Source organism: Peiella sedimenti (assembly GCF_030504955.1).
In the GTDB taxonomy this organism is placed as follows: domain Bacteria; phylum Pseudomonadota; class Alphaproteobacteria; order Caulobacterales; family Caulobacteraceae; genus Brevundimonas; species Brevundimonas sedimenti.
This window is the reverse complement of the sequence record NZ_JAUKTR010000001.1, coordinates 652,727-676,837: the sequence shown is the minus strand read 5'-3', so window position 1 is coordinate 676,837 and position 24,111 is coordinate 652,727. Positions and strand designations below refer to the sequence as shown.

Annotated in this window: 21 protein-coding genes and 1 tRNA gene; 12 read left to right on the top strand and 10 right to left on the bottom strand. The window is 69.9% G+C overall.

Annotated features, from left to right (window positions below; translation table 11 throughout):
* Positions 1-2 precede the first annotated feature (2 nt).
* The 5 genes from Q0812_RS03505 to glmU all read right to left on the bottom strand — a co-directional run bounded on the left by Q0812_RS03505 (position 3) and on the right by glmU (position 6,208).
* Positions 3-1,364 (bottom strand): class II 3-deoxy-7-phosphoheptulonate synthase, encoded by a 1,362-nt coding sequence (locus Q0812_RS03505; RefSeq protein ID WP_302108902.1) that lies wholly within the window; start codon positions 1,362-1,364, stop codon positions 3-5.
* 24 nt (positions 1,365-1,388) lie between these two features.
* Positions 1,389-2,648, bottom strand: coding sequence for an O-antigen ligase family protein (locus Q0812_RS03500; RefSeq protein WP_302108901.1), 1,260 nt, complete (start codon positions 2,646-2,648; stop codon positions 1,389-1,391).
* On the bottom strand, positions 2,645-4,027 hold the full coding sequence (gor, locus tag Q0812_RS03495; protein ID WP_302108900.1) for a glutathione-disulfide reductase: 1,383 nt from the start codon (positions 4,025-4,027) through the stop codon (positions 2,645-2,647). Before gor ends, Q0812_RS03500 begins: the two co-directional genes overlap by 4 nt.
* Before the next feature lie 150 nt (positions 4,028-4,177).
* Positions 4,178-4,861: a ribose-5-phosphate isomerase RpiA gene (gene rpiA, locus Q0812_RS03490; protein ID WP_302108899.1), complete on the bottom strand. Its 684-nt coding sequence runs from the start codon at positions 4,859-4,861 to the stop codon at positions 4,178-4,180.
* A 9-nt stretch (positions 4,862-4,870) separates the two neighbouring features.
* Positions 4,871-6,208, bottom strand: a complete 1,338-nt coding sequence (gene glmU / locus Q0812_RS03485; RefSeq protein WP_302108898.1) for a bifunctional UDP-N-acetylglucosamine diphosphorylase/glucosamine-1-phosphate N-acetyltransferase GlmU — start codon at positions 6,206-6,208, stop codon at positions 4,871-4,873.
* A 75-nt stretch (positions 6,209-6,283) separates the two neighbouring features.
* Here glmU and Q0812_RS03480 point away from each other — a divergent pair, with 75 nt between their 5' ends.
* From Q0812_RS03480 to Q0812_RS03465, 4 genes are all read left to right on the top strand, one after another.
* A complete protein-coding gene (locus Q0812_RS03480) occupies positions 6,284-6,964 on the top strand; it encodes an HAD family hydrolase (RefSeq protein WP_302108897.1) in 681 nt (226 codons plus the stop codon).
* A 60-nt stretch (positions 6,965-7,024) separates the two neighbouring features.
* Complete coding sequence (locus Q0812_RS03475; protein WP_302108896.1) at positions 7,025-9,535, top strand: ATP-binding protein; 2,511 nt, start codon at positions 7,025-7,027, stop codon at positions 9,533-9,535.
* The gene (locus Q0812_RS03470) at positions 9,535-9,963 is read left to right on the top strand and encodes an acyl-CoA thioesterase (protein ID WP_302108895.1); all 429 of its coding nucleotides are present in this window, start codon (positions 9,535-9,537) and stop codon (positions 9,961-9,963) included. The genes Q0812_RS03475 and Q0812_RS03470 overlap by 1 nt, the downstream gene beginning before the upstream one ends.
* A 59-nt stretch (positions 9,964-10,022) precedes the next feature.
* Positions 10,023-10,097 (top strand) — tRNA-Val (locus Q0812_RS03465).
* 16 nt (positions 10,098-10,113) lie between these two features.
* On the opposite strand, the gene Q0812_RS03460 is transcribed toward Q0812_RS03465, so the two are convergent.
* Genes Q0812_RS03460 through Q0812_RS03445 form a run of 4 tightly spaced genes read right to left on the bottom strand, consistent with a single transcriptional unit; the run spans position 10,114 to position 13,546 of the window.
* Entirely contained in the window at positions 10,114-10,476 is a 363-nt protein-coding gene (locus Q0812_RS03460) for a DUF983 domain-containing protein (RefSeq protein WP_302108894.1), read from the bottom strand.
* A 36-nt stretch (positions 10,477-10,512) separates the two neighbouring features.
* Positions 10,513-12,117: a phytoene desaturase family protein gene (locus Q0812_RS03455; RefSeq protein WP_302108893.1), complete on the bottom strand. Its 1,605-nt coding sequence runs from the start codon at positions 12,115-12,117 to the stop codon at positions 10,513-10,515.
* Positions 12,114-12,629 carry a DUF6265 family protein gene (locus Q0812_RS03450; protein ID WP_302109198.1) on the bottom strand — a complete coding sequence of 172 codons (516 nt, stop codon included), beginning with the start codon at positions 12,627-12,629 and terminating at the stop codon, positions 12,114-12,116. The genes Q0812_RS03455 and Q0812_RS03450 overlap by 4 nt, the downstream gene beginning before the upstream one ends.
* 2 nt (positions 12,630-12,631) lie before the next feature.
* On the bottom strand, positions 12,632-13,546 hold the full coding sequence (locus tag Q0812_RS03445; protein WP_302108892.1) for an agmatinase family protein: 915 nt from the start codon (positions 13,544-13,546) through the stop codon (positions 12,632-12,634).
* A gap of 52 nt (positions 13,547-13,598) precedes the next feature.
* On the opposite strand from Q0812_RS03445, the gene hutI reads away from it, so the two are divergent.
* The 4 genes from hutI to hutH are packed head-to-tail and all read left to right on the top strand — an operon-like array spanning position 13,599 to position 18,495.
* Complete coding sequence (gene hutI / locus Q0812_RS03440) at positions 13,599-14,804, top strand: imidazolonepropionase (protein ID WP_425281537.1); 1,206 nt, start codon at positions 13,599-13,601, stop codon at positions 14,802-14,804.
* An 8-nt stretch (positions 14,805-14,812) separates the two neighbouring features.
* A complete protein-coding gene (hutU, locus tag Q0812_RS03435; protein ID WP_302108891.1) occupies positions 14,813-16,480 on the top strand; it encodes a urocanate hydratase in 1,668 nt (555 codons plus the stop codon).
* 54 nt (positions 16,481-16,534) lie between these two features.
* Entirely contained in the window at positions 16,535-16,954 is a 420-nt protein-coding gene (locus Q0812_RS03430) for an endonuclease domain-containing protein (protein WP_302108890.1), read from the top strand.
* Positions 16,951-18,495, top strand: coding sequence for a histidine ammonia-lyase (hutH, locus tag Q0812_RS03425; RefSeq protein ID WP_302108889.1), 1,545 nt, complete (start codon positions 16,951-16,953; stop codon positions 18,493-18,495). The genes Q0812_RS03430 and hutH overlap by 4 nt, the downstream gene beginning before the upstream one ends.
* On the opposite strand, the gene Q0812_RS03420 is transcribed toward hutH, so the two are convergent.
* On the bottom strand, positions 18,475-20,742 hold the full coding sequence (locus Q0812_RS03420) for a pre-peptidase C-terminal domain-containing protein (RefSeq protein ID WP_302108888.1): 2,268 nt from the start codon (positions 20,740-20,742) through the stop codon (positions 18,475-18,477). The two genes, hutH and Q0812_RS03420, sit on opposite strands and share 21 nt — an antisense overlap.
* Before the next feature lie 93 nt (positions 20,743-20,835).
* On the opposite strand from Q0812_RS03420, the gene folD reads away from it, so the two are divergent.
* The 4 genes from folD to Q0812_RS03400 are packed head-to-tail and all read left to right on the top strand — an operon-like array spanning position 20,836 to position 23,998.
* Positions 20,836-21,738 (top strand): bifunctional methylenetetrahydrofolate dehydrogenase/methenyltetrahydrofolate cyclohydrolase FolD, encoded by a 903-nt coding sequence (gene folD, locus Q0812_RS03415; RefSeq protein WP_302108887.1) that lies wholly within the window; start codon positions 20,836-20,838, stop codon positions 21,736-21,738.
* A gap of 56 nt (positions 21,739-21,794) precedes the next feature.
* Positions 21,795-22,457 carry a LemA family protein gene (locus Q0812_RS03410; protein ID WP_302108886.1) on the top strand — a complete coding sequence of 221 codons (663 nt, stop codon included), beginning with the start codon at positions 21,795-21,797 and terminating at the stop codon, positions 22,455-22,457.
* 54 nt (positions 22,458-22,511) lie between these two features.
* A complete protein-coding gene (locus Q0812_RS03405; RefSeq protein ID WP_302108885.1) occupies positions 22,512-23,300 on the top strand; it encodes a TPM domain-containing protein in 789 nt (262 codons plus the stop codon).
* Positions 23,294-23,998, top strand: coding sequence for a TPM domain-containing protein (locus Q0812_RS03400; RefSeq protein ID WP_302108884.1), 705 nt, complete (start codon positions 23,294-23,296; stop codon positions 23,996-23,998). Before Q0812_RS03405 ends, Q0812_RS03400 begins: the two co-directional genes overlap by 7 nt.
* Positions 23,999-24,111: the final 113 nt, after the last annotated feature.

Below are 24,111 nucleotides of genomic sequence, written 5' to 3'. Positions count from 1 at the left end.
GCTTAGGCCGCCTGGGACGCGCGTCGGCGTCCCGCTTTGAGATTCTCGGCCACGAGGAAGGCCAGCTCCAGCGCCTGGGCTGCGTTCAGCCGGGGATCGCAGTGCGTGTGATAGCGGCTCGACAGGTCCTCGGGCGTCACCGGGCGGGCGCCGCCCAGGCACTCGGTCACGTCCTGCCCGGTCATCTCCAGGTGCACGCCGCCCGCATGCACGCCCTCGGAGGCGGCGATGTCGATAAAGCTGCGCACCTCCGAAAGGATGCGGTCCAGAGGCCGGGTCTTGTAGCCGTTGCTGGAGAAGGTGTTCCCGTGCATCGGATCGATGGACCAGATCACCCGGCGCCCCTCGGCCTTGGTCGCAGCCATCAGGCGCGGCAGGCGATCGCCCACCTTGTCCGCGCCGAAGCGGCCGATCAGGGTCAGGCGGCCCGGCCGGTTGTCGGGGTTCAGCACATCGATCAGGCGCAGCAGATCGTCCGGCTCCATGGTCGGGCCGCACTTCAGACCGATGGGATTGCGGATGCCGCGTGCGTACTCCACGTGGGCGCCGTCCAGTCGCCGCGTCCGCTCGCCGATCCACAGCATGTGGGCCGACGCAGCAAACCAGCCGTCATGCTCCCTGCGCGTCAGCGCCTCCTCGAAGTTCAGCAGCAGCGCTTCGTGGCTGGTGAACATCTCCACCCGCGACAGCTCCGGGTGGGTCTGGGGCGTCACGCCGACGGCGGCCATGAAGTCCAGCGCCTCCGAGATTTTCTCGGACAGCTCGCGATAGCGGTCTCCGGCAGGCCCCGCCGTCAGGCCCACGGTCCAGTCACGCACGTGATAAAGGTCGGCGAACCCGCCGCCGGCGAAGGCGCGCAACAGGTTCAACGTGGCGCTCGACTGGTGATAGGCGCGGATCATGCGATCGGGGTCGGGCACGCGGCTGGCGGCGTCGAAGTCCGTCCCGTTGACGATGTCGCCGCGATAGCTGGGCAGGGTCACGCCGCCCACCGTCTCCTCGGCGCTGGATCGGGGCTTGGCGAACTGGCCGGCGATGCGGCCCACCTTCACCAACGGCTTGCCGCCCGCGAAGGTCAGGACCACTGCCATCTGCAGCATCAGGCGGAAGGCGTCGCGGATATTATCGGCCGAAAACTCCTTGAAGCTTTCGGCGCAGTCGCCGCCCTGCAGCAGAAACGCCTCGCCCGCCTCGACCCGCGCCAGCCGCTCGGTCAGGGTCCGGGCCTCCTCGGCGAAGACCAGCGGCGGCAGGGTGCGCAGCTCGGCCTCCACGCGCGCCAGCTCGGCCGCGTCAGGATAGTCCTGCGGCATGTGGCTGACCGGATGGTCACGCCAGGAGGAGGGACGCCAGGGGCCTTTCATGCCCCCAACATAAGGTGCTGATTGTTACGCCTCAATGAGCATTGCGTCGGGATCTTCGGCGGCTTCGCGCGCGGCCAGGCCGCCCCAAACCGCTGTCAGGGCACCGAGGGCCAGCCACCACTCCTGCCAAACCCCGAAACTGAGGGCGCCGATGATGAAATAGGCCGAGCCCGCCGCCACGGCTGAGGCCCCCCCGGGCTTCCCGGAACGTCCTGCGAAGACCAACGCCCAAAAGGCCGCCGCCAGCACCGATCCGGCCAGGCCCAACTCCAGCCAGACCTGCAGTGCGGCGTCATGGGGGTGCAGTGGAACAGGCGGATCGAACAGGCGGCTGGCGTCCAGCCCCCAGCCCTGGAGCGGCCGCTCCCCTATCCGCTCGGCCGTGAAGGCGTAGATGTCGATACGCGCGGCCCAGGACGCGCCCAGGTTAGCCTTGACGCTCTCCAGCAGCGGACGGGCCATCAGGATCAGCCAGGGAGCCAGCAGCATGAACCCGGCCGCCGCTCCAGCGACGATGCGGGGGCCCATGATCGGCGCGCGTCGAACGATCAGGGCCGCCGCACCAGCCGCCACGAAAGCCGCCGCCGGCGCCCAGGTCTTCAGCAGCAGCGGCGAGATCAACGCCGCGGCCGCCACCAGCAGGGCGATCCGATCGCGCTCCCTGTCGCGCAGCACCGCCATGGCCGGCCAGGCCATCAGGGCCAGGACGTAGGTCGCCTGGGCCACGTTCTTGACCGCCAGGTCAGGCCGGATCGGGTCGCCGATCATCTCGCGCAGGCCCTGGTACAAGAGCGCCCCCGACAGACCCTCGAACAGGCAGAGGACTGATAGCGCCGCCGCGCCCCAAACCAGCCAATCCGCGCCGCGCCGCGCGGCCAGGGGCCCCAGCCTGACAGTCGCCAGCACCACCGCCGCATAGAGCCCCAACTGCATGGGCAGCTTCAGCCAGGTCTGGCTTTCCGCCTCCTGATAGGTCGCCATGGGCCCGAACTGTTCGTAGGCCGGGCTCCAGTTCACCGAGACGACGGCAAACAAGACAATCAACAACAGCATGGCCAGCGGGGCGAACATACTCATCCGCAATCCGGGGAGCCTGGGCTTCGCTAAGGGTCCCTCCACCCTGGCGCCCGGAACCAGCCGCCCCAGCACGGCCACGACGCCGGCCAGGGCCACGATCGCCGCGAAGCCCAGGGGCCACAGATAGGCCAGCAATGGCGCCAGCAGCACCGCCCCCAGCACCGCGCCCGACGATACGCGGCTCCCCAGCCCCTCCAGCCGCGTCATTCCGCGGCTCGCAGTTCCGGCGCTTCCTGCTTGACCTTCATGGTCACCAGCTCCTCGGCGGCGGTGGGATGCAGGGCGCAGGTCTCGTCCCACTGGGCCTTGGTCACGCCCATCTTCACGGCGATGGCGGCCAGCTGGATCATCTCCGGCCCGTCGGGGCCGACGATATGCACGCCCAATATCCGGTCCGTCTTCTGATCGACGACGATCTTCATCAGGGTCCGCTCCTCGGCGCCGGTGAAGGCGGTCTTCATGGGCCGGAAGCGGGTCACATAGACGTCCACGGGCCCCACCGTCTTTCGCGCCTCGGCCTCGGACAGGCCTACCGTACCCACCGGCGGCTGGCTGAAGACCGCCGTCGGGATGTGATCATAGGCGAAGTGGGTCGGCCGGTTCCGGTACACCGTCTCGACGAAGGCGACCGCTTCGCGGATGGCCACGGGCGTCAGGTTCACCCGGTCGGTGACGTCGCCGATGGCCCAGATGTTGTCGGCCGTGGTCCTGGAGTACTCGTCCACCCTGATGGCGCCGCGCTCGTTCAGCTCGACGCCGGCCGCCTCCAGGCCCAGCCCGCCGACATAGGGCTTTCGGCCCGTGGCGAACATGACCACGTCGGTCTCAAGATCGATCCCGTTGTCCAGCCGGTTGACCAGTCCTGAGGCCGTCTTGTCGATGGAGGTGTGCTGCGCGCCGAGCACCACGCGCACGCCGTGCTTTTCGATCTCGCCCGCCAGATGGGCGCGCACATCGTCGTCGAAGCCGCGCAGGATGTTCGGGCCGCGATAGACCAGGGTCGTATCGACGCCCAGCCCGGCGAAGATGCCGGCGAACTCCACCGCGATATAGCCGCCGCCCGCGATCAGCATGCGCTTGGGCAGCTCGGGCAGGTGGAAGGCCTCTTCAGAGGTGATGGCGTGCTCGATGCCGGGCAGCTCCTCCGGAACCCAGGGCCGTCCGCCTGTGGCGATCAGGATGCGCTCGGCCGTCACCGTGCGGTCCTTGCCCAGCAGCTCGACCGTGTGGGCGTCCTTCAGCACCGCCCGTGCGTGGATCAGGTCCGCCCCCGCCTTGGCCAGATTGGCCGCGTACAGCCCCGACAGCCGGGCGATCTCCACGTCCTTGGCCGTGATGAAGCCTTTCCAGTTGAAGCTGGGTTCGCCGAAGCTCCAGCCATAGCCCTGGGCCGTCTCGAAGGTGTGGGCGAACTCCGACGCATAGACCATGAACTTCTTCGGCACGCAGCCGCGGATCACGCAGGTGCCGCCGACACGGTGCTCCTCGGCCACCGCCACCCGCTTGCCCTCCAGCGCCGCCAGCCGCGCCGCGCGCACTCCGCCCGATCCGGCGCCGATGACGAAGAGGTCGTAGTCGTAGGCCATGTGCGTGGTCCCGGGCTCTGCGTGTCAGGCCCCGGCATTTAGGACGTGGCGGCCGGAAACCCAACCTCTGACAATCCGCTCACCCCCGCGAAAGCGGGGGTCCGCTCCAGCCAGCCCAAACGTCCGCTGGATGGGACGGGGTCCCCGCTCCTAGGGCGCCAGCACCTCCACGCCCTGATCCGTGCCGATGATCGCCTCGTCGGCCAGGTCCAGGAACAGGCCGTGCTCCACCACGCCGGTGATCAGCTTCAGGTCGTCGGCCAGGCGGCTCGGGTCGTGGATGGCGCCGCAGCGCGCGTCATAGATCAGATTCCCGCCATCGGTGCGGATCAGGCCGCGCTCGGCCGTGCGCACCCGCGCCGGCATCGCGATCTCGTGGTCGGCCAGCACGTCGGCAATGCGGTTGGCCGTGGTCTTGTGGCCAAAGGCGATGACCTCGATGGGCAGGGGAAACGCGCCCAGCGTCTCCACCACCTTGCCCTTGTCGGCGATGACGATGCAGCGGCTGGAGGCCTCCCATACCAGCTTCTCGCGCAGCAGGGCCGCCCCGCCGCCCTTGATCAGCGCCAGGCCCGGCCCGATCTCGTCCGCCCCGTCCACGGTCAGGTCGATGCGCGGCGTGTCCTCCAGCGTCGACAGCGGCAGACCCAGCTCGCGCGCCAGTTCGGCCGTGGCCTCCGAGGTGGGCACGCAGCGCAGGTCCTTCAGTCCCCGCGCCGCCAGCGCCTTCACGAACCAGGCCGCCGTCGAGCCGGTGCCCAGCCCCACCACCATGCCGGGTTCGACCCGCTCGGCTGCCGCCTCGCCGGCGGTGCGCTTCTGTGCGTCAGACATACTGCGGGCTCACTTCCCTCTGCGCGCCTTCATCGCCTCGCGGAACCGCGCCGCCCAGCCGGCCTTCACCGTCGGCGCCGCACGTTCCAGGTAAAGGTCGCCCGCCGCCACATCCTCCGTGACCACCGACCCGGAGCCCACCATGGCGCCCTCGCCAATCTTGACGGGCGCCACCAGCGAGCTGTTCGAACCCACGAAGGCCCCTTCGCCCACCTCGGTTCGAGCCTTGTTGAAGCCGTCGTAGTTGCAGAAGATCGTCCCGGCGCCGATGTTCGCGCCCGCCCCCACCTGGCCATCGCCGAGATAGGCCAGGTGATTGGCCTTGGCTCCCGGCCCCATGGCCACATTCTTGACCTCGACGAAGTTGCCCACCCGCGCGCCCTCGCCAATGTCGGCGCCCGGCCTCAGACGCGCATAGGGCCCCACCTTGGCGCCCGACCTGACTTCACAGCCTTCAAGATGCGAGAACGCGCCGATCACCGCGCCTGAGCGGACCGTCACGCCCGCGCCGAACACCACGTTCGGCTCGATGGCGGCGCCGGCCTCCACCACGGTGTCCCAGGCCAGCCAGACGGTCTCCGGCGCGGGCATGCGCACGCCCTGATCCATCAGCTCACGTCGCCGTCCCTGCTGCCAGACGCGCTCGGCGGCGGCCAGCTCGGCCTGCGAGTTGACGCCCTGCACCGCCGCCTCATCGGTGAACACCGCCTCGCAGCGCAGGTCCCGTCCACGCGCCAGCTGGACCACATCGGTCAGGTAGTACTCGCCCTTGGGATTGTCGTTGCCCACCTCGCCCAGCAGCGAAAACAGCAGGCCCCGGTCGCACACCAGCACGCCCGAGTTACAGGTCTTGATCGCCAGCACCTCGTCCGGCGCGCCCTTGGCTTCGGTGATCCGCTCCAGCGAACCGTCCTCTCCCAGGATCAGCCGCCCATAGGCGCCCGGATCGGCGGCCTCGAAACCCAGCACGGTCAGCGCCGCGCCGCGTCCGAACAGGGGCTGGATCGATTCTCCGCGCAGCAGCGGGCAATCCGCGAAGGTCACCACGACCTCGCCATCGAAATCCGCCAGCTGCGCCTTCGCGGCCAGCACCGCGTGTCCGGTGCCCAGCGGCGGATCCTGCACGGCGATGGATTGCTCTCCCAGCCGCTTCGTCACGTGAGCGACGACCTCGGGGGCATGCGTCCCGACGACGACCACCACCCGCTCGCATCCGGCGGCCTCGGCCGCGTTGATGGCGTGGTCCACCATGGCCCGACCCGCCAGAGGGTGCAGAACCTTGGGCAGAAGCGACTTCATCCGGGTGCCCTGCCCGGCGGCGAGAATGACGGCGGCGCGCGCGGCCATGGCGACTCTTTCGGTTGCGATCTCGCCCCGTTTAGCCGAAACGGGCCGCCCGTCGCCACCCACGGAGCCTGCGACTTGCGCCTCGACGGCTGGACCCTCGCCTTTGACCTCGACGGAACGCTGGTCGAGACCGCGCCCGACCTTATCGGCGTGCTCAACCTGCTGCTTGACGAGCATGGCCTTCCTCAGGCCCCGCTGGCGGCGGCCCGTCATCTGGTCGGGTCAGGCGCCCGGGTGATGCTGGAGCACGGCTTCGCCGAGGCGGGGCGCATCCTGACTTCCGAAGAGGCCGACGACCTGGTCGAGCGCTTCATCGACCTCTACCGCGACCGGCTCGCTCTGGAGAGCCGGCCCTTCGACGGCGTGCCCAAGGCGCTGGACCAGCTGTCGGACGCAGGGGCGCGGCTGGTGGTCTGCACCAACAAGCGCACCGACCTGTCCATCGGCGTGCTCGAGGGGCTCGGCCTTCTGGACCGCTTCGCCGCCGTGGTGGGCGCCGATCTCGTCAGCGCGCGCAAGCCCGAGCCGGCGCATCTGATCGAGTCGGTGCGGCAGGCGGGCGGCGATCCCGCCCGGTGCCTCATGATCGGCGACAGCCTTAACGATTTGGCCGCCGCGCGGGGCGCCGGGGCGCCGGTGATCCTGGTCTCCTTCGGCTATACCGAAATTCCCGCGCGCGACCTGGGCGCCGACCTGGTCATCGACCACTTTGATCAATTGGCGGACAGTCTGCGAACGCTGCTCGCCCGGTCCTAACCCTCTCTCAACCGGTGCGGCGTAAGCACGATTGGAGGAGCGGGGGACCTAAACCAGCGCATGAAGTCGTTTTCCGTAACGCGCAAGCTGCTGATCGGCGTGGTGGCGAGCTCGCTCGTCGCCCTGGCCCTGACCTTCGGGCTGGCCTTTCACGGCTTCAAGGAACGCTTCGAGGCCCAGCGTCACAGCGACCTGACCCTCTATGCCCGCGAGCGGGCGCGCACCGAGCAGCAGATTTTCGATGACCTGCGCGCCAAGCACGCTGCGGCCACCGAGGCTCTGCAACTGCGGCTTGCACACAGCGACCTCACCGCCTCCGCCGAGGAGTTCGAGCGCCGCTTCCCGCTCCAGCCCGACGGCACCCGGCGCAGCCGGCCCGAGCTGTTCGACGGCCTCGCCAACGGCGCGGGCTCCTACATGTACGGGATCGGCAGCTTCATGGCGCGCGGCGCCGAGCTCACGGCCGAGGACAAGACGCTGCTGCTGGGCGCGATGCGCGTGGTCTTCTCCACAGGCACCGCCGACCCGAGTCGTTTCGACAACTTCTACTTCTTCACGCCCGACGATCGCATGATCATGTTCGCGCCCCGTCGCGCGGATCGCCTGATCTATTATCGCCAGGACGCCCCCGCCTCCTTCCGTTTTTCCGGCGAGGAGATGGCCCAGCTGCCCCGCCCGGAGAACAACCCCCAGGGCGTCATGCGCTGCAGTCGGCTGCGCGCGCTGCTGTCCGACTCGAGGAGAGCGACCCTGACCACGGGCTGCTTCACGCCGGTCTATCTGAACGGCCGCTATGTGGGGGCGTGGGGCAACTCGCTGCAGATCGGCTCCTACCTGTTGCGGGCCGTGAACGAGGCGCCCGCCGGCGCCGAAAGCCTCATCGTCAACGGCCAGGGCTCGTTGATCGCCTATCCAGGATTCGAAACGCCTGGCCGAGCCGAAGCCAGCGTCGTGCAGCTCTATGAGAACAACCTGCACCTCACCCAGCTCGTGCAGCGCATACGCCAGTCCGGGCGCCGCTACGGCGTGCTCGAGACTTCGGACGGCCGCCACATCATCTCCTACGGTCACGTCGAAGGCCCCGACTGGTATTTCCTGACGACGACCAGCACCGCCTCGGTGGTGCGCGAGGCGGCGACAGCGGCCCTGGTGCTGGTGGCCGCCGGCGCCCTGGTGCTGGCCCTGCAGATCGCCATCGTCTGGTGGCTGGTCCGCCAGGTCGTCACGCGCCCCCTGAAGCGCCTGGCCGCACGCCACGCCGACGGCGCCGAGGCGACCGACGTCGAGGATATCGAGGCGCGACGCGACGAGGTCGGCGGTCTTGCGCGGGCGCTCTCGGCCGCCAAGGCCAGATCCGACGACTTGCTGCGCACGCTCGAGACCCGCGTCCAGGAGCGAACGGCCGAGCTTGAGCGCGCCAACGCCGCCAAGACCTCGTTCCTGACCAATATGAGCCACGAGCTGCGCACGCCCCTGAACGGCGTCGTCGCCCTGTCCGAGCTCCTCAAGGCCCGCCAGACCGAGCCCGAGGCGCGCGAGATGGCCGGGCTGATCACCGCCTCTGGACGCATGCTGGAACAGGTGGTCAATGACATCCTCGACGTGTCCAAGATCGAGGCGGGCCAGCTAAAGCTTGAGACCACGCCCTTCTCCCTGCGCGAATGCCTGACCCGCATATCCGAGCTGCACCGCGCCGCCGCCCGCGCCAAGGGCGTGGAGCTCAACTGTCGCATCTCGCCTGACGCCGACGGCTGGTACCTGGGCGACCCGGTGCGCCTGACGCAGATCCTGTCCAATCTGCTCAGCAACGCCGTGAAGTTCACCGAAAGGGGCGCCGTCACCCTCACCGCCAAGGCCTCCCCAAGGGGCCTGCGCATCAGCGTCAAGGATACCGGCGTCGGCTTCGACGCTGACGCCGCCAGGCGTCTGTTCCGGCGTTTCGAGCAGGCCGACGCCAGCATCACCCGCAAGTACGGCGGCACGGGCCTCGGCCTGTCCATTTCCCAGTCGCTGGCCGAGATGATGGGCGGCGATATCCAAGCCCGTTCGACCCCCGGCAAGGGATCGACCTTCACCCTGGCCGTCGCCCTCACGCCCACGGAACCGCCGCAGGGCGCCGCCATGGCGGCTCAGCCGGTCGAGTTCGCGGGGGATGCGCCGGCCAGGCCCCCGCGCATACTGCTGGCCGAGGACCATCCCACCAATCAGCGCGTGGTGGCGCTGGTGCTCGAACAGATCGGTGTGGACCTGACCATCGTCGAGAACGGCCGCGACGCCCTGGATCACGCCCAGGCCAGCGCCTACGACCTGATCCTGATGGACGTGCAGATGCCCGAGATGGACGGCCTGACCGCCACGCGCGCCATCCGCCGCTTCGAGGCCGAGGTGGGCCGCCCCCGCACGCCCATCGTCTCGCTGACGGCCAACGCCCTGCCGGAGCACGTCAAGATGAGCCTGGAGGCGGGCTCGGACCGCCACCTGGCCAAGCCCCTGCGTCCCGACGCTCTGATCGCCCTGGTTCAGGAGCTGGCGCGGCCACGGGTCGATCTCGCCGCGACCGAGGCCGCCTGATGGATCGCCCCGACCGATCCGCCTTCGCCCTTTTCCGCCCGGCCGACACCCGTTGGATGGACAACGACGCCTACGGGCACCTGAACAACGTCGTCTACTACGGCCTCTTCGACACGTCGGTGAACGCCCATCTGATTGAGGCGGGCGTGCTGGATCAGATGGGCAGCGAGGTGTTCGGCGTCGTGGCCGAGACCGGCTGTCGCTATTTCGGCTCGGTCGGCTTCCCTGATCGGCTTGAAGTCGGCCTCGCCGTCGAGCGGCTGGGCCGGTCCAGCGCCACCTATCGGCTGGGCGTGTTCCGCCAGGGCGACGACCTGGTGGCCGCGGCCGGACGCTTCGTCCATGTCTATGTGGATCGCCAGACCCGCCGGCCCGCCGAAGTCCCGGCCGCCGTGCGCGCGCTGCTGGAACCGCTGGTTCGCGCCTGAAACGGGCTTGCGGGCGGTGAACGCCCGCGCTATGTCCGCCGCCTCCTGATCGACGGCATGGATGCGTAGCTCAGCGGGAGAGCACTGCCTTCACACGGCAGGGGTCGTAGGTTCAATCCCTACCGCATCCACCATCGCCCGCCGCTTAGCTTAGTGCGGCGCCCGCTTGATCCCCGCCGCCCAGTGCATGCCGACCACCGCGCCCTTGGCCACCGGCAACGAGACCAGGATCACCGCGATCAGCAGCGGGATCAGCAAGCCCAGCACGGCCGCCGGATGCCACTCCCACACGAACGGGAACAACAGCACCGGCGCGATGATCAGGTGCCCGACCAGCAGAATGGTGATGTAGGCCGGGCCGTCGTCGGCCGGGTATTCGCCGATGTCGTGGCCGCAGGCCTCGCAGGTCGGCTTCACCTTCAGATAGGCGCGGAACAGGCCGCCCTTGCCGCACTCGGGGCAGCGGCCCAGGGCGCCGCGGGACAGGCCCGTCGAAAGCTTGCGATTTTCCATGGCGCCCAGATAGGCCCTCCGAGGGCCGATTGCACCTCAGGAAAAGCCCGGACGGCGCAGATCCTTGAGGATTTCGCGCGCGGCGTTTCGTCCTGGCGCGCCGGTCACACCGCCGCCGGGGTGCGTGCCTGACCCGCACATGTAGAGACCCTTGATGGGGCTGCGGTAGTCGCCGTGCCCCAGCACGGGCCGCGCCGAGAACAACTGATCCAGAGTCAGCCGGCCGTGGAAGATGTCGCCGCCGACCAGGCCGAAGCGCTCCTCCAGGTCATCCGGCGTCAGCGCCAGCCGTCCGATCACTGACGCCTTGAAGCCGGGCGCGTGGCGATCCACCGTCTCAATCATCAGGTCGGCGACCTCGTCGCGGCAGTCGGCCCAGCGGCGCCCATCCGGCAGCCTGGGCGCCACATGCTGGCAGAACAGGCTGGCCACGTGCCGGCCCTCCGGCGCCAGGGTCGGGTCCAGCGTCGAGGGAATCAGCATCTCGACGATGGGCGCCTTCGACCAGCCGTGACGCCGCGCAACCGTGTAGGCGCGGTCCATGTAGTCGAGGCTGGGCGCGATGATGATCCCCGCCGTCAGGTGATCGCCCTGCTCGGGCCGGCTGGTGAAGCGCGGCAGCTCCGACAGGGCCAGGTTCATGCGGAAGGTCCCTGATCCCGAGGCGTAGGCCCCGATCCGCTCCCGGAAGTCGGCCGGTTGCACGCCCGGGTCCACAAGCTTCCCGAACAGCAGGCGCGGATGCAGGTTCGACACCACAGTGCGCGCGCGGAAGACGGCCCCGTCCTCGGTCACGGCCCCCGCGGCCCGGCTCTTGTCGGTCAAGACCTCGGCCACGGGGCTGTTCAGGCGCAGATCGACGCCCTTTTCGGCGCAGGCCTTGGCCATGGCCTGGGTGATGGCGCCCATGCCGCCCACGGCGTGGCCCCAGGCGCCTTTCTTGCCGTTCACCTCGCCGAAGACGTGGTGCAGCAGCACATAGGCCGAGCCGGGCGTGTAGGGGCTGGCGTAGTTGCCCACCACCGAGTCGAAGCCATAGGCCGCCTTGATCGGATCGCTCTCGAACCAGTGGTCCAGCCAGTCGCCCGCCGACTTTGCGAACAGGTCCAGCAGGTCGCGCTTGGCCCGCATGTCCAGCCGGTTCAGCCGCCCGCCCAGCGCGGCCGACTTCAGCAGCTCCGGCAGGGCCGCGCCCCAGCCGCCTTCCGTCACGTTCGGCGGCGTCCTCAGGATCAGCTCGCGCAGCACATCGGCGATGACGTCCAGCCGCTCGGCATAGGCGTCCAGACGGTCCGCGTCCTTCTGGGAGAAGCGCGCCACCTCGGCATGGCTGCGTCCCTCGCCCAGCAGCAGCGAGTCCCCGTCCGGCAGCGGCAGGAAGTTGGCCGCCCGCCGCTCCACCACCTGAAGCCCGTGGCGATGCAACTCCATCTCGGCGATGACGCGCGGGTTCAGCAGGCTTACCGTGTAGCTGGCGGTCGAGTTGCGGAAGCCAGGGTGGAATTCCTCCGTCACGGCCGCGCCGCCCGCGACGCCGCGCCGCTCCAGCACCGTCACCTTCAGCCCGGCCCGCGCGAGGTAAAAGGCGCAGACCAGCCCGTTGTGGCCGCCGCCCAGGATCAGAACGTCAGAGGTCGTCACTCGTCCGGCGTCTCTTCCGAAGCTTCCGGCGCCTGGGCCTCAGGCGCCGGGCAGCGGGCGTTCAGCTCGGCCCGCTCATAGCGCCACTCGATCCCGCGCGTCTGGCCGTTGGGCAGAACGCCGGAAATGGCGCCGATCAGCACATCGCCCTCGCGGCGGTACGAGACCTGCTGCGGAAAGTCGTGGGCCGGGTTCTCGAAGGTGATCGACTGCTCGCCCACCTCAGCCATGGGGAACTGGGCCGGGCGCTGGCCGCTGGGTTGGGCGAAGAAGGTCAGCTGTCCCGCCGCATTGGGACCGATCTGCACCTGCTCCCAGCCGGCCTGGCCGTTCACCACCGTCAGCCCGAAACCGATCAGGATTCCGCCGCGCGGATCGCTCCAGGTCTCCGACGTCTCGCGCCCATCCTCGGCGCAGTTCAGCCAATAGCCCGCCAGCCAGCCCAGGTCGGGGGCCGCCGGGGCCTCGGCCGCCTGAACCATGGCGGTCATCGCCATCACCGTCAGCAGCATGGTCACGCCCTCCCGTCTCGGCGCAGGGTGAACCCCGCCAGCAGCTCGCAGAACCACCTCGCCGCCGTCAGCGAGGCCAGGTCGCCCACTTCCAGCGACGGATCGTATTCCGTCAAGTCCACGCAGCGCACCGCCGGATGCGCGCCCACCACGCGCGTGGCGTCGAAGAAGTCGTGGACCGGCACCCCGCCCGGCCTCGCTCCTGGCGCGCCGGGAAACTGGCCCCGATCGATGACATCGATGTCGAAGTCCACGTAGATGACAGGGCAGCGGGCGGCGAGAAGCTCCAGCTCCCGCGCCACCAGGCGCGCCGTCCCCTGTTCGCGGCACTCGCGCGCCGTGCGCACGGTGATGCCGGCGTCCAGCGCCTTCTGGTGCGCCCGGGCCGTGTTGGCGAAGGGCGCCAGGCCGACCTGGGTGATGTTCTCACCGGGCAGGCCGTCGTCCAGCAGGGCCTGGATCGGATTGCCGTTGGTCAGGCCCACATCCGTGTCGCGCAGGTCGAAATGGGCGTCCAGGGTCAGCAGCCCCACCTTCGACAGATCGTCCGACAGTCCGTGCACCCCGGGCCGGGTGACGGCGTTGTTGCCGCCGGCCAGGATGATCAGCCGCCTCTGCGCCTGCGCCCGCACCGCATCCCGCACGGGCCGGAAAGCGTCGGCCGGCGCCATCGCCTTCAGGAACAGATCGCCGGCGTCATGGACCTTCACGGCCGAAATGTCGGTCCGCGTTTCCAGGTCATAGACGCTCATGCGCGGCAGGGCGGCCCGGAGCGCCCTGGGTCCCAGATCGCAGCGGCCCGGCGTCAGCGACCGCTCGTTCAGCGGCGCGCCGATCAGCGCCACGGCGGCGTCGGGATGGTCGCCCAGCAGGCTCGCGGCCGAGGTCCAGCCCAGGCCTTCGGAAGTCGTGCTCATGAGCAAGCGGTAGCCTAGCCGTGCGCCACCTGTCCATTTAAGAGGCGAGACCATGTGGGACCTGCTGCTCACCAACCTCAACGCCGCGACCATGACGCCGGGCGGCGCGCCCTATGGCGCCGGGCGCGACGCCGCCATCGCCGTCCATGACGGCCGCATCGCCTGGATCGGCCCGCGCGCCGACCTGCCGGACGCCGCCGCGCGGGAAACCCGCGACCTTGAAGGCCGCTGGGTCACGCCCGGCCTGATCGACTGCCACACGCACCTGGTCTTCGGCGGCAATCGGGCCCCTGAATGGGAGCGGCGGCTGAACGGCGCCACCTACGAAGAGATCGCGCGCGCCGGCGGCGGCATCCAGTCAACCGTTGACGCGACCCGGGGGGCCTCCACGGAACAGCTGGCGGAGCAGGCCCTGCCCCGCGCCCGCGCCCTGGCCCGGCGCGGCGTCACCACGGTCGAGATCAAATCCGGCTACGGCCTCGAACCCGGCTGCGAACGACGAATGCTCGAGGCCGCCGGTCTGGTGGGTCAGGCGGCAGACCTTCGCGTCTCGCGCACCCTGCTCGCCGCCCACACCGTGCCGAAGGAATATCGCGACAATCGCGATGCTTATGTCAATCTTATCATAGATCGGATGATCCCCCAGGCCGCGAGCGTCGCCGATGCGGTGGACGCCTATTGCGAGACCATCGGCTTCACGCCGGACGAGGTGGACCGCATCTTCACCGCCGCGCGCGCCCACGGCCTTCAGGTCAAGCTGCACGCCGAACAGCTGTCCGATCAGGGCGGGGCCGCCCTCGCCGCACGGCATCAGGCCCTGTCAGCCGATCATCTGGAGCACCTGTCGCCGGAGGGTGTCGCCGCCCTGGCCGGGGCGGGCACGGTCGCCGTCCTCCTGCCCGGCGCCTACTACTTCCTGCGCGACGAGAAGGCCCCGCCCGTCGCCGCCCTGCGCGAGGCCGGCGTGCCCATGGCCGTGGCCACTGACTGCAATCCCGGCACCTCGCCCCTGACCGACCCCCTCCTGGCCATGAACCTGGCCTGCACCCTGTTCCGCCTGACGCCGGAAGAGGCCCTGGCCGGCTTCACCCGCAACGCCGCCCGCGCCCTGGGCCTGCACGACCGGATCGGTACATTGGAGCCGGGCAAGGCCGCCGACCTGGCCGTGTGGAACATCGACGAACCGGCCGAGCTGGCCTATTGGCTCGGCGCTGATCTGCTGGCCGCCCGCTACCGCGACGGCCGCCAAACCGCCTAGAGCCCCGCATGACCGACACCGACCGCAACGCCCGCGTCGTCCGCGCCCCGCGCGGCCCCGAGAAGTCCGCACAGACCTGGCAGGCTGAGGCGGCCCTGCGCATGCTGATGAACAACCTCGATCCCGAGGTGGCCGAGCGGCCCGAAGACCTGGTCGTCTATGGCGGCATCGGCAAGGCGGCGCGCACCTGGGCCGACTTCGACCGCATCGTCGAACAGCTGACGAAGCTCGCGCCCGACGAGACCCTGCTGGTGCAATCGGGCAAGCCGGTCGGCGTCTTTCGCACCCATGCGGATGCGCCGCGCGTCCTGATCGCCAACTCCAATCTGGTGCCCAAATGGGCCACCTGGGAGCACTTCAACGAGCTCGATCGCAAGGGCCTGGCCATGTACGGCCAGATGACCGCCGGCTCCTGGATCTATATCGGCACGCAAGGCATCGTTCAGGGCACCTACGAGACCTTCATGGAGGCCGGCCGCCAGCATTACGGCGGCGACTGGTCCGGCCGCTGGATCCTGACGGGGGGTCTCGGCGGCATGGGCGGGGCCCAGCCCCTGGCGGCCACCATGGCGGGCGCCTCATGCTTGGCCATTGAGTGCCAGCGGTCGCGCATCGAGATGCGCCTGCGCACCCGCTATCTCGACGTCATGGCCGAGACTCTGGACGAAGCGCTCGAGCTGCTGAACCGCTCCCTCACCGAAAAGAAGCCGCTTTCCATCGGCTTGCTCGGCAACGCGGCCGAGATTCTTCCCGAGCTCGTGAAACGCGGGGCGCGCCCTGATCTCGTCACGGACCAGACCAGCGCCCATGATCTGGTCAACGGCTACCTGCCCATCGGCTGGACGGTCGATGAGTGGGAGAAGAAGCGGGTCGCTGATCCCCGCGCGGTCGAGGCCGCCGCGCGCAAGTCCTGCGCGGTTCACGTCCAGGCGATGCTGGACTTCCAGAAGATGGGCCTGCCTGTCACCGACTACGGCAACAACATCCGCCAGGTCGCCTTTGACGAGGGTGTCGAGAACGCCTTCGACTTCCCCGGCTTCGTGCCCGCCTACATCCGCCCGCTGTTCTGCCGCGGCATTGGCCCTTTCCGCTGGGCCGCCCTCTCCGGCGACCCTGAAGACGTCCGCAAGACCGATCAGGCCATGAAGCGGCTGTTCCCGGGCAATGCGGGCCTGCTGCGCTGGCTGGACATGGCGGGCGAGCGCATCGCCTTCCAGGGCCTGCCCGCGCGCATCTGCTGGATCGGCCTCGGCGACCGGCACAGGGCGGGCCTGATGTTCAACGAGATGGTGGCGTCGGGCGAGTTGTCCGCGCCCATCGTCATCGGCCGGGACCATCTGGATAGCGGCTCGGTCGCCAGCCCCAACCGCGAGACCGAGGCCATGATGGACGGCTCTGACGCCGTCTCCGACTGGCCGCTGCTGAACGCCCTTTTGAACACCGCGTCGGGCGCCAGCTGGGTGTCGCTGCACCACGGCGGCGGCGTCGGCATGGGCTATTCCCAGCACTCCGGCGTGGTCATCGTCGCCGACGGCACCCCCGACGCGGCGAAACGTCTCGAACGGGTGCTCTGGAACGACCCGGCCACCGGCGTCATGCGCCATGCGGACGCGGGCTACGACATCGCCAAGGCCGCCGCCCGCGAGCACGGCCTGAACCTGCCGTCACTGACATAGCCCTTCTCCCCACCGGGGGAGAAGGTGGCGCGCAAGCGCCGGATGAGGGGGACGATGTTCCAGTCCGAAACCACGACACGCCGGGCGCGAGGTTTGAGGAGCCGCCAGACCTCAGCCGAAGCCCAGCTATGGTCCATGCTGCGCGGCCGCAGCTTCCTCGGCCTCAAATTTCGACGGCAGTCGCCCGTGGCTGGCTCCGTCGTCGATTTCCTCTGCGCCGAGTTGGCCTTAGTGGTGGAGCTAGACGGGGGTGTTCATCGCTTGCGCGAGCATGAGGATCAGGCGCGGGACGAACGTCTGAGATCGGCAGGCTTCACGGTTCTTCGCTTCGAGAACAGCGCCTTCACACGGAACCCCAGCGTGGTGCTTGATGCGATCAGGGCCCACGCCTTAAGCAAGCTTAACTCTACCCCTCATCCGAGCGGCTTCGCCGCCCACCTTCTCCCCCAGGGGGAGAAGGGAAAGCAATCATGACCCACCTGATCATCGACCAGTCCCCGCTCACCCTGGCCCAGCTGCGCGGCGTCCTGGCCGGGCCCGTGCGCCTTAGCCTCTCGGACGCTGCATGGGCCGATGTGGAGGCCGGCGCCCGCACCATCCGCGAGATCGCCGCCTCGGGCCGCACCGTCTATGGCGTCAACACGGGCTTCGGGCTGCTGGCCAACACCTCCATCGCCGCCGAGGACCTGGAGACCCTCCAGACCAATCTGGTGCTCAGTCACGCCTGCGGCGTCGGTCCGCTCCTGCCCGATCCCATCGTGCGGCTGATGCTGGTGCTCAAGGTGAAGTCCCTGTCGCGCGGCGCGTCTGGGGTGCGGCGTGAGACGATGCAGGCCCTGCTGACCCTGCTTGAGCACGACATTCTGCCGGCGGTGCCGTCCAAGGGGTCGGTCGGCGCCTCGGGCGATCTGGCGCCGCTGGCCCACATGTCCTGCCTGCTGCTTGGCGTCGGCCAGGCCCGCCGGAACGGCCAGACCCTCGAGGCCGCCGAGGGACTGGCCGCCGCCGGACTGTCGTCCCTGACCCTAGGTCCGAAGGAAGGTCTGGCCCTGCTGAACGGCACCCAGTTCTCCACGGCCTGCGCCCTGGCCGGCCTGTTCGCGGCCGAGGACGTGTTCGCCGCGGGGCTGGTCGCGGGGGCCCTGTCGGTGGATGCGCTCAAGGGCTCGGACGTGCCTTTCGACGCCCGCATTCACGCCCTGCGCGGCCAACGGGGCCAGATCGACGTGGCGGCCGCCCTCCGCAACCTCATCGCCGGCAGCGCCATCCGTGAGAGCCATCGCGACGGCTGCCACAAGGTCCAGGACCCCTACTCCCTGCGCTGTCAGCCCCAGGTCATGGGCGCGGCCCTCACCGTGCTGCGCCAGGCCGCCGAGGTGCTGCTGACCGAGGCCAACGCCGTCACCGACAACCCGCTGATCTTCCCCAGTGACGACTCTGGCGACGGCGACGTCCTTTCGGGCGGCAACTTCCACGCCGAGCCGGTGGCCTTCGCCGCCGACATGATCGCCATGGCCCTGTGCGAGATCGGCAATATTTCGGAGCGCCGCACCTCCATCCTGGTCGATCCCAAGATGAGCGACCTGCCCGCCTTCCTGGTCAGGGAGAGCGGCCTCAACTCCGGCTTCATGATCGCCCAGGTGACCGCCGCCGCCCTGGTGGCCGAGAACCGGATGATGAGCCATCCGTGCAGCGTCGACACCGTCCCCACCAGCGCCAACCAGGAGGATCACGTCTCCATGGCCGCGCACGGCGCCCGGCGACTGCTCGACATGGCCGAGAACGCCGCCGCCGTCGTCGGCATCGAGCTGCTGGCGGCGGCGCAAGGCCTGGACTTCCACCGTCCCTTGCAGACCTCCGACGTGCTGGAGGAGGCCCACGCCCTGGTGCGCAAGGCCGCGGCCCAGTACGGCAGCGACCACTACTTCGCCCCGGACATCGAACACGCCACCGCGGGCGTGCGCCAGGGCGGCTACCGCCGCTTCGTGGCCGACCTACTCCCCAGCGGGGGCTGAGGCGGCGGGCTCGTTCTCGGGCCGCCGCTCCAGCGTCAACACGTAGGCGCCGCCCGTGTCCCGAGCATAGGCGTTGGCGCGCACCTCATAGAGGCCGTCGGCGGGAATATCGTAGTCGATCCGGGCGTTGGTATCGCCATAGCTGTCGTCGTCGCTCACCAGCAGCTCGCCCGGACGGCCCTCGGCATCGACGCCCAGCAGCAACAGGAAGGCGTCGAACTCGGCCGACACCATGCTGATGCGCAGGCGGTCGCCCGCCCGCGCCCTGAAGCGATAGGCGTCGAAGTGGGTGGCGTCATCAGCCAAGCCGTCGCCCTCCTCCAGCACGCCGCGCACGGTCGAGCCGATGATGATGCTGCCGGGCTCCGGATCGGCGGGGCGCGGGTCCACACGCAGGGTGTAGGCGCCCGTCTCACCGGCCGTCAGGGCGTTGGCCCGGATCTCGTAGTCTCCGCTCGCCGGGGCGGTGAAGTTGAGTCGCGAGTCGGTCCCCTCGCCGGCGCCGTCGTCGTCGCTGGCCAGCGCCTCCAAGGCGTCGCCCTCGCCGCGCAGCACCATCAGGAAGGTGTCGAAATCTCCCGAGCTCATGCTGATGACCACGCGCTCGCCCGCCTCAAGGCGGACGCGATAGCCGTCATAGAGGCTGTCATCGTCGGCGGTGGCGTCACCCTCCTGGAGCACGCCGTTCACCGCGCCTGGCACGTCCAGGGGCCGCAGCGGCGGGGCGGGCGGCAGGCTCTCGATGGCCATCTCATAGGCGCCGCCGCCTTGCCCGCCGAAGCTGGACACCGCCGCCACATAGCGGCCGGTCTCCGGCACGATCCAGGTGAAGCGCGAGTTGGTGGACCCGCCGCCGCCCGCCTCGTCGTCATTGCCGGCGATCGGCTCGCCCATGCCCTCGCCGTCCGCCCCAGCCACCAGCAGGGTTGTGTCGAAGGCGTCCGAAGACGCGGTCAAGCGCAGCCGCTCGCCCGCATTGGCTTCAAAGCTCCACAGGTCCGACCAGCCGCCGTTGTCGCCGGTCCCGTCGCCCTCCTGCAGCGCGTCAGACACGCGGCGATCCGCCGGCAGCGGCCTGGCCGCGGGCGGCGGCCCCATCTGCGTCACGGCCAGGTCGTAGGCGCCCTGTCCGCCTTCGCTGAAGGCGGCGGCGCGCACCTCGTACCGCCCGGTCTGCGGCACGGTCCAGACCAGCCGCGAGTCCAGGGGCCCGGCGCCGGAGTCGTCATCCAGCGCCAGCGGCTCACCGTCCGCTTCTCCCGCGCGATAGACGTAGACCACCGTGTCGAAGTCCTCGGCGCCCAGGGTCAGCATCAGCCGTTGCCCGGCCTCAGCCGACAGCAGATAGGCGTGGTAGGGGATGTCGTCGGCGTTCACCGGGCTGTCGGCGGTCAGTTCGCCCTGCACCGCCTCGCCCACGCTGATGGGCGTCGGCGGCGGGGGCGGCGGCGGCGGTCCCCGGTCGGTCAGGCCCAGCGTATAGGCGCCCGTTCCGTTGCCGGAAAAGGCCTGCGCTCTGATCTCATAAACTCCGTCCGTCGGCGCCGTGAAACGCAGGCGCGAATTGGTGCCCTCGCCCAGTCCGTCGTCATCCGCCTTCAGCCCGCGCCAGCCATAGCCCGTGCCAGAGCCGATCTGCACCACGGTGTCGAAGGCGTCCGAGCGCATCGTCACCTCGATGCGCTGCCCGGCGCTCAACCGGACCGCATAGGCGTCGAAGCGCACGCCGTTGGCGTCGGCGTCATCCGTCTCGGCCAGCTCCCCGGCGGTCTCCGCGCCAGGAACCAGACTGCCCGGCGGCGACAGCGGGGGCGCCTCGCCCAGGTCCTCCACCGACAGGGTGTAGGCGCCGCTCATGCCTTCGCTCAGCGCATTGGCGTGGATCTCCAGCGGCCCGCCCGGCGCCACGAACTCGGCGCGCGAGTTCAGCCCCTCGCCGGCCCCGTCGTCATCGGTGACCAGCACATCGACCCCGCCGCCGGCCGAAGGCGTTCCCACGACCAGAAACGTGTCAAAGGCGTCCGAGCGCATGGTCACGGCATAGCGGCGGTTGGCCACGCCGTTCATGCGGTAGAGGTCATAGAGGCTGTTGTCCTCCGCCATCACCAGATCGCCCGCCTCCAGCGCGCCGGAAACCGTGGCGCCGGGCGTGATCAAGGCAGACCCCCCTCCGGTCGGGGTGGTGGCGCAGGCCGTGAGGGCGGCTCCCAGCGCGAGCAGCGAAGCGGTGGTCTTGATCGGGCGCATGGGAATCCTCGTTCGGCGACCCCCGATGATAGACGCGCGCCTGGCGGGCTTGTAAACGGCGGCGGTCCCAATTCCCTTTTTGAGAGAGCGCCGATGGCCCGCATCATCGACGGCAAGGCCCACGCCGCCGCCCTGCGCGAAGAGGCCGGTCGCCGCGCCCGCCGCATGCTGGAACTGACGGGCGTCCAGCCCGGCCTCAGCGTCGTCATCGTCGGCGACGATCCGGCCAGCCGTCTCTACGTGAAGAACAAGGGCGAGCAGGCCGCCGCCGCCGGCTTCCGCTCCGAGACCCACACCCTGCCCGAGACCATCAGCCAGGACGAGCTGCTCGATCTGGTGGCCCGGCTGAACCTCGACCCCGCCGTGCACGGCATTCTGGTCCAGCTGCCCCTGCCCGCCCACATGGACGCCCAGGCCGTCCTGGCCGCTATCGACCCGGCCAAGGACGTGGACGGCTTCCACGTTATCAACGCGGGCCGCCTGGCCGTGGGCCTGCCGGCCCTCGTGCCCTGCACGCCGCTGGGATGTCTGCGCCTGCTCAAGGCCGAGCTGGACCAGCTGAAGGGGCTGGAAGCCGTGGTGGTCGGCCGCTCGAACATCGTCGGCAAGCCCATGGCCCAGCTGCTGCTCCAGGCCGACTGCACCGTCACCATCGCCCACTCGCGCACCCGCGACCTGCCCCAGGTCTGCCGCCGCGCCGACATTCTGGTCGCCGCTGTGGGCCGGGCCGAGATGATCCGGGGCGACTGGATCAAACCCGGCGCGACGGTGATCGACGTGGGCATCAACCGCGTGCCTTCCCGCGACCCGGCCAAGGCCGCCGAGGGCAAGACCCGCGTCGTGGGCGACGTGGCCTTCGACGAAGCGGTCGAGGTGGCCGGCGCCATCACGCCGGTGCCCGGCGGCGTCGGTCCGATGACCATCGCCTGCCTGCTGGACAACACCCTCACGGCCGCCGCGCGAATTCTGGAACGCGATCCCGCCGAGTTCGCTTGAAGGCGGGGCCAAGGCGGCCGATATTGCACAGCTGCCCCTTGGCCAGGAGATCCGCCATGCGCCTGAAGACCTTCGCCGTCGTCGCCGCCCTGTCGATCACGCCCGCCGTCGCCGGCTGCGGCTACAACACCATCCCGACGCAGCAGGAAGCCGCCCGCGCCCAGTGGGCCGAGGTGCAGAACCAGTACCAGCGCCGCGCCGACCTGGTGCCGAACCTGGTGGCCACGGTTCAGGGTTCCGCCGCTCAGGAGCGCACTGTGCTGCGCGAAGTGACCGAGGCCCGCGCCCGCGCCACCTCCGTCCAGGTGGACGCCGACACGGTCACCAATCCGGAGCAGTTCCGCCAGTTCCAGGCCGCCCAGAACCAGCTGTCCGGCGCGCTCGGCCGCCTCATGCTGATCGTCGAGCGCTATCCGGACCTGCGCTCCAACCAGAACTTCCTGACCCTGCAGTCTCAGCTTGAGGGCACCGAGAACCGCATCGCCATCGCGCGGCGCGACTACAACGAGTCCGTGCGCCAGTATAACACCACCCTGCGCACCTTCCCCCAGCTCATCTGGGCCAACCTCCAGGGCGCCGAGCCCATGGAGCTGTTCAACGCCACGCCGGGCGCCGAGGTCGCGCCTCAGGTCAACTTCGACATGACCTCGCCCTCGGCCGGGGCGCCGGCCCAGCCCGCTCCGGCCCAGCCGGCTCCCACTCCGGCCCCGGCCCAGTAAGCCTTGGATCTCGCCCTGCCCACGCCGAGGCTGCGGCCTCTCAAGCCTCTGTCCATGAGGGCGCTGGCCGCCCTCATGGCCGGGCTGCTGGCGATCCTCTGGGCCGGGCTGGTGCAGGCCGCCCCCACCTTCCCGCCGCTGACGGGCCGCGTGGTCGATCAGGCCAACCTTCTCGATCCCGCCGCCGAGCAGCGCCTGGCCAATGATCTCCAGGCCTTCGAGCAGCGCACCGGCCATCAGTTCGTGGTCGTCACCCTCTCCTCCCTCCAGGGCTACGAGATCGAGGAGTACGGCTATCAGCTGGGCCGCGCCTGGGGCATCGGCGGCGAGGATCGCGACGACGGCGTCCTGCTCATCGTCGCCCCGGAGGAGCGCAAGGTCCGCATCGAGGTGGGCTACGGGCTGGAGCCGGTCCTGACCGACGCCCTCTCCTCCCTCATCATCCAGGAGCGCATCCTGCCCGCCTTCCGCGAGGGGCGCTTCTCCGAGGGCGTGGCCTCCGGCGCCGAGGCCGTGATGGAACAGCTGTCCCTCGACCGGGGCGAGGCCGAGGCCCGCGCCCAGGCCGCCGCCGAGCGCGCCGACGACGCCCGTCCCAGCCTCGGCTGGATCATCCCGGTCATCTTCTTCCTGATCTTCTTCTTCAGCCTGGCCGGCGCCGCGCGCAGGGGCCGGGGACGCCGGCTGTCCGACGCCGCGCTTCCCGTGATCCTGTGGGAAATCGCTCGCCATTCCAGCGGGCGTGGCGGTGGCTGGGGCGGCGGCGGCGGCTTCGGCGGCGGCGGCGGGTTCAGCGGCGGCGGCGGCAGTTTCGGCGGCGGAGGGGCCTCGGGCGGATGGTGAGCCTGCTCAATCCCGGTGAACACCTGCGCATCAGCTCCGCCATCAAGGCGGCCGAGGCGCGCACCTCCGGCGAGATTTTCTGCGTCCTGGCCCGGCGCGTGGCCAGCCACGAGGACGTCGCCCTGCTGTGGGCGGCGGGGCTGGCCCTGGCCCTGCCCATGCTCCTCATTCCTCTGGGCCTGGTGGACGGCCTGCCCGGGCGCCTGCTGCCGGGACTGTCCGGCGGGTGGACCGCGGGACACATGTCGGCCACGCCGTCGCTGATCGCCGCGACCCTTGGCGTCTACGCCCTACTGCAGACCGTGATCTTCTTCTTCGTCTGGGGCCTGTCGCTGATCCCGGCCGTGCGCCGCCTGATGGTGCCTGCCGCCGTGCGCCGCGCCCGGGTGCGCGACGCGGCCCTCGCCCAGTTCCTCAGCCACGGCATCCACCAGACGCAGGGCCGCACCGGCGTCCTCATTCTCGTCAGCGTCTTCGACCGCGACATCGAGATCGTCGCCGACGAGGAGATCCACGAAAAGGTCGGGCCCGAGGTCTGGGGCCGCGCCGTCGAGGGCTTCGCCATCGAGGCCAGGCACGGCCGTTGGGCCGAAGGCTTCATCCGCGCCATCGGCGGCTGCGGCCAGGTGCTTAGCGAGCACTTCCCGGCTGAGCGCCTGAACCCCAACGAACTGCCGGACCATCTGGTGGAGATGTAAGACGGCGAGCCCGTCGCGCAGTCTGAGAAGGTGGCGCGATCCGGCTGTCCTGCGGCTGAGAGAGGACACCACCAATCCCTTCTCCTCTGGTGGGTGGAGAAGGCTCGTATACG

What these genes read in the sequence shown, in the direction of transcription:
- Q0812_RS03505 (WP_302108902.1), bottom strand. Translation starts at nt 1,364, where the DNA reads ATGAAAGGCCCCTGGCGTCCCTCCTCCTGGCGTGACCATCCGGTCAGC.
- Q0812_RS03500 (WP_302108901.1), bottom strand. Translation starts at nt 2,648, where the DNA reads ATGACGCGGCTGGAGGGGCTGGGGAGCCGCGTATCGTCGGGCGCGGTG.
- gor (WP_302108900.1), bottom strand. Translation starts at nt 4,027, where the DNA reads ATGGCCTACGACTACGACCTCTTCGTCATCGGCGCCGGATCGGGCGGA.
- rpiA (WP_302108899.1), bottom strand. Translation starts at nt 4,861, where the DNA reads ATGTCTGACGCACAGAAGCGCACCGCCGGCGAGGCGGCAGCCGAGCGG.
- glmU (WP_302108898.1), bottom strand. Translation starts at nt 6,208, where the DNA reads ATGGCCGCGCGCGCCGCCGTCATTCTCGCCGCCGGGCAGGGCACCCGG.
- Q0812_RS03475 (WP_302108896.1), top strand. Translation starts at nt 7,025, where the DNA reads ATGAAGTCGTTTTCCGTAACGCGCAAGCTGCTGATCGGCGTGGTGGCG.
- Q0812_RS03470 (WP_302108895.1), top strand. Translation starts at nt 9,535, where the DNA reads ATGGATCGCCCCGACCGATCCGCCTTCGCCCTTTTCCGCCCGGCCGAC.
- Q0812_RS03460 (WP_302108894.1), bottom strand. Translation starts at nt 10,476, where the DNA reads ATGGAAAATCGCAAGCTTTCGACGGGCCTGTCCCGCGGCGCCCTGGGC.
- Q0812_RS03450 (WP_302109198.1), bottom strand. Translation starts at nt 12,629, where the DNA reads ATGCTGCTGACGGTGATGGCGATGACCGCCATGGTTCAGGCGGCCGAG.
- Q0812_RS03445 (WP_302108892.1), bottom strand. Translation starts at nt 13,546, where the DNA reads ATGAGCACGACTTCCGAAGGCCTGGGCTGGACCTCGGCCGCGAGCCTG.
- hutI (WP_425281537.1), top strand. Translation starts at nt 13,599, where the DNA reads ATGTGGGACCTGCTGCTCACCAACCTCAACGCCGCGACCATGACGCCG.
- hutU (WP_302108891.1), top strand. Translation starts at nt 14,813, where the DNA reads ATGACCGACACCGACCGCAACGCCCGCGTCGTCCGCGCCCCGCGCGGC.
- Q0812_RS03430 (WP_302108890.1), top strand. Translation starts at nt 16,535, where the DNA reads ATGTTCCAGTCCGAAACCACGACACGCCGGGCGCGAGGTTTGAGGAGC.
- hutH (WP_302108889.1), top strand. Translation starts at nt 16,951, where the DNA reads ATGACCCACCTGATCATCGACCAGTCCCCGCTCACCCTGGCCCAGCTG.
- Q0812_RS03420 (WP_302108888.1), bottom strand. Translation starts at nt 20,742, where the DNA reads ATGCGCCCGATCAAGACCACCGCTTCGCTGCTCGCGCTGGGAGCCGCC.
- folD (WP_302108887.1), top strand. Translation starts at nt 20,836, where the DNA reads ATGGCCCGCATCATCGACGGCAAGGCCCACGCCGCCGCCCTGCGCGAA.
- Q0812_RS03410 (WP_302108886.1), top strand. Translation starts at nt 21,795, where the DNA reads ATGCGCCTGAAGACCTTCGCCGTCGTCGCCGCCCTGTCGATCACGCCC.
- Q0812_RS03405 (WP_302108885.1), top strand. Translation starts at nt 22,512, where the DNA reads ATGAGGGCGCTGGCCGCCCTCATGGCCGGGCTGCTGGCGATCCTCTGG.
- Q0812_RS03400 (WP_302108884.1), top strand. Translation starts at nt 23,294, where the DNA reads ATGGTGAGCCTGCTCAATCCCGGTGAACACCTGCGCATCAGCTCCGCC.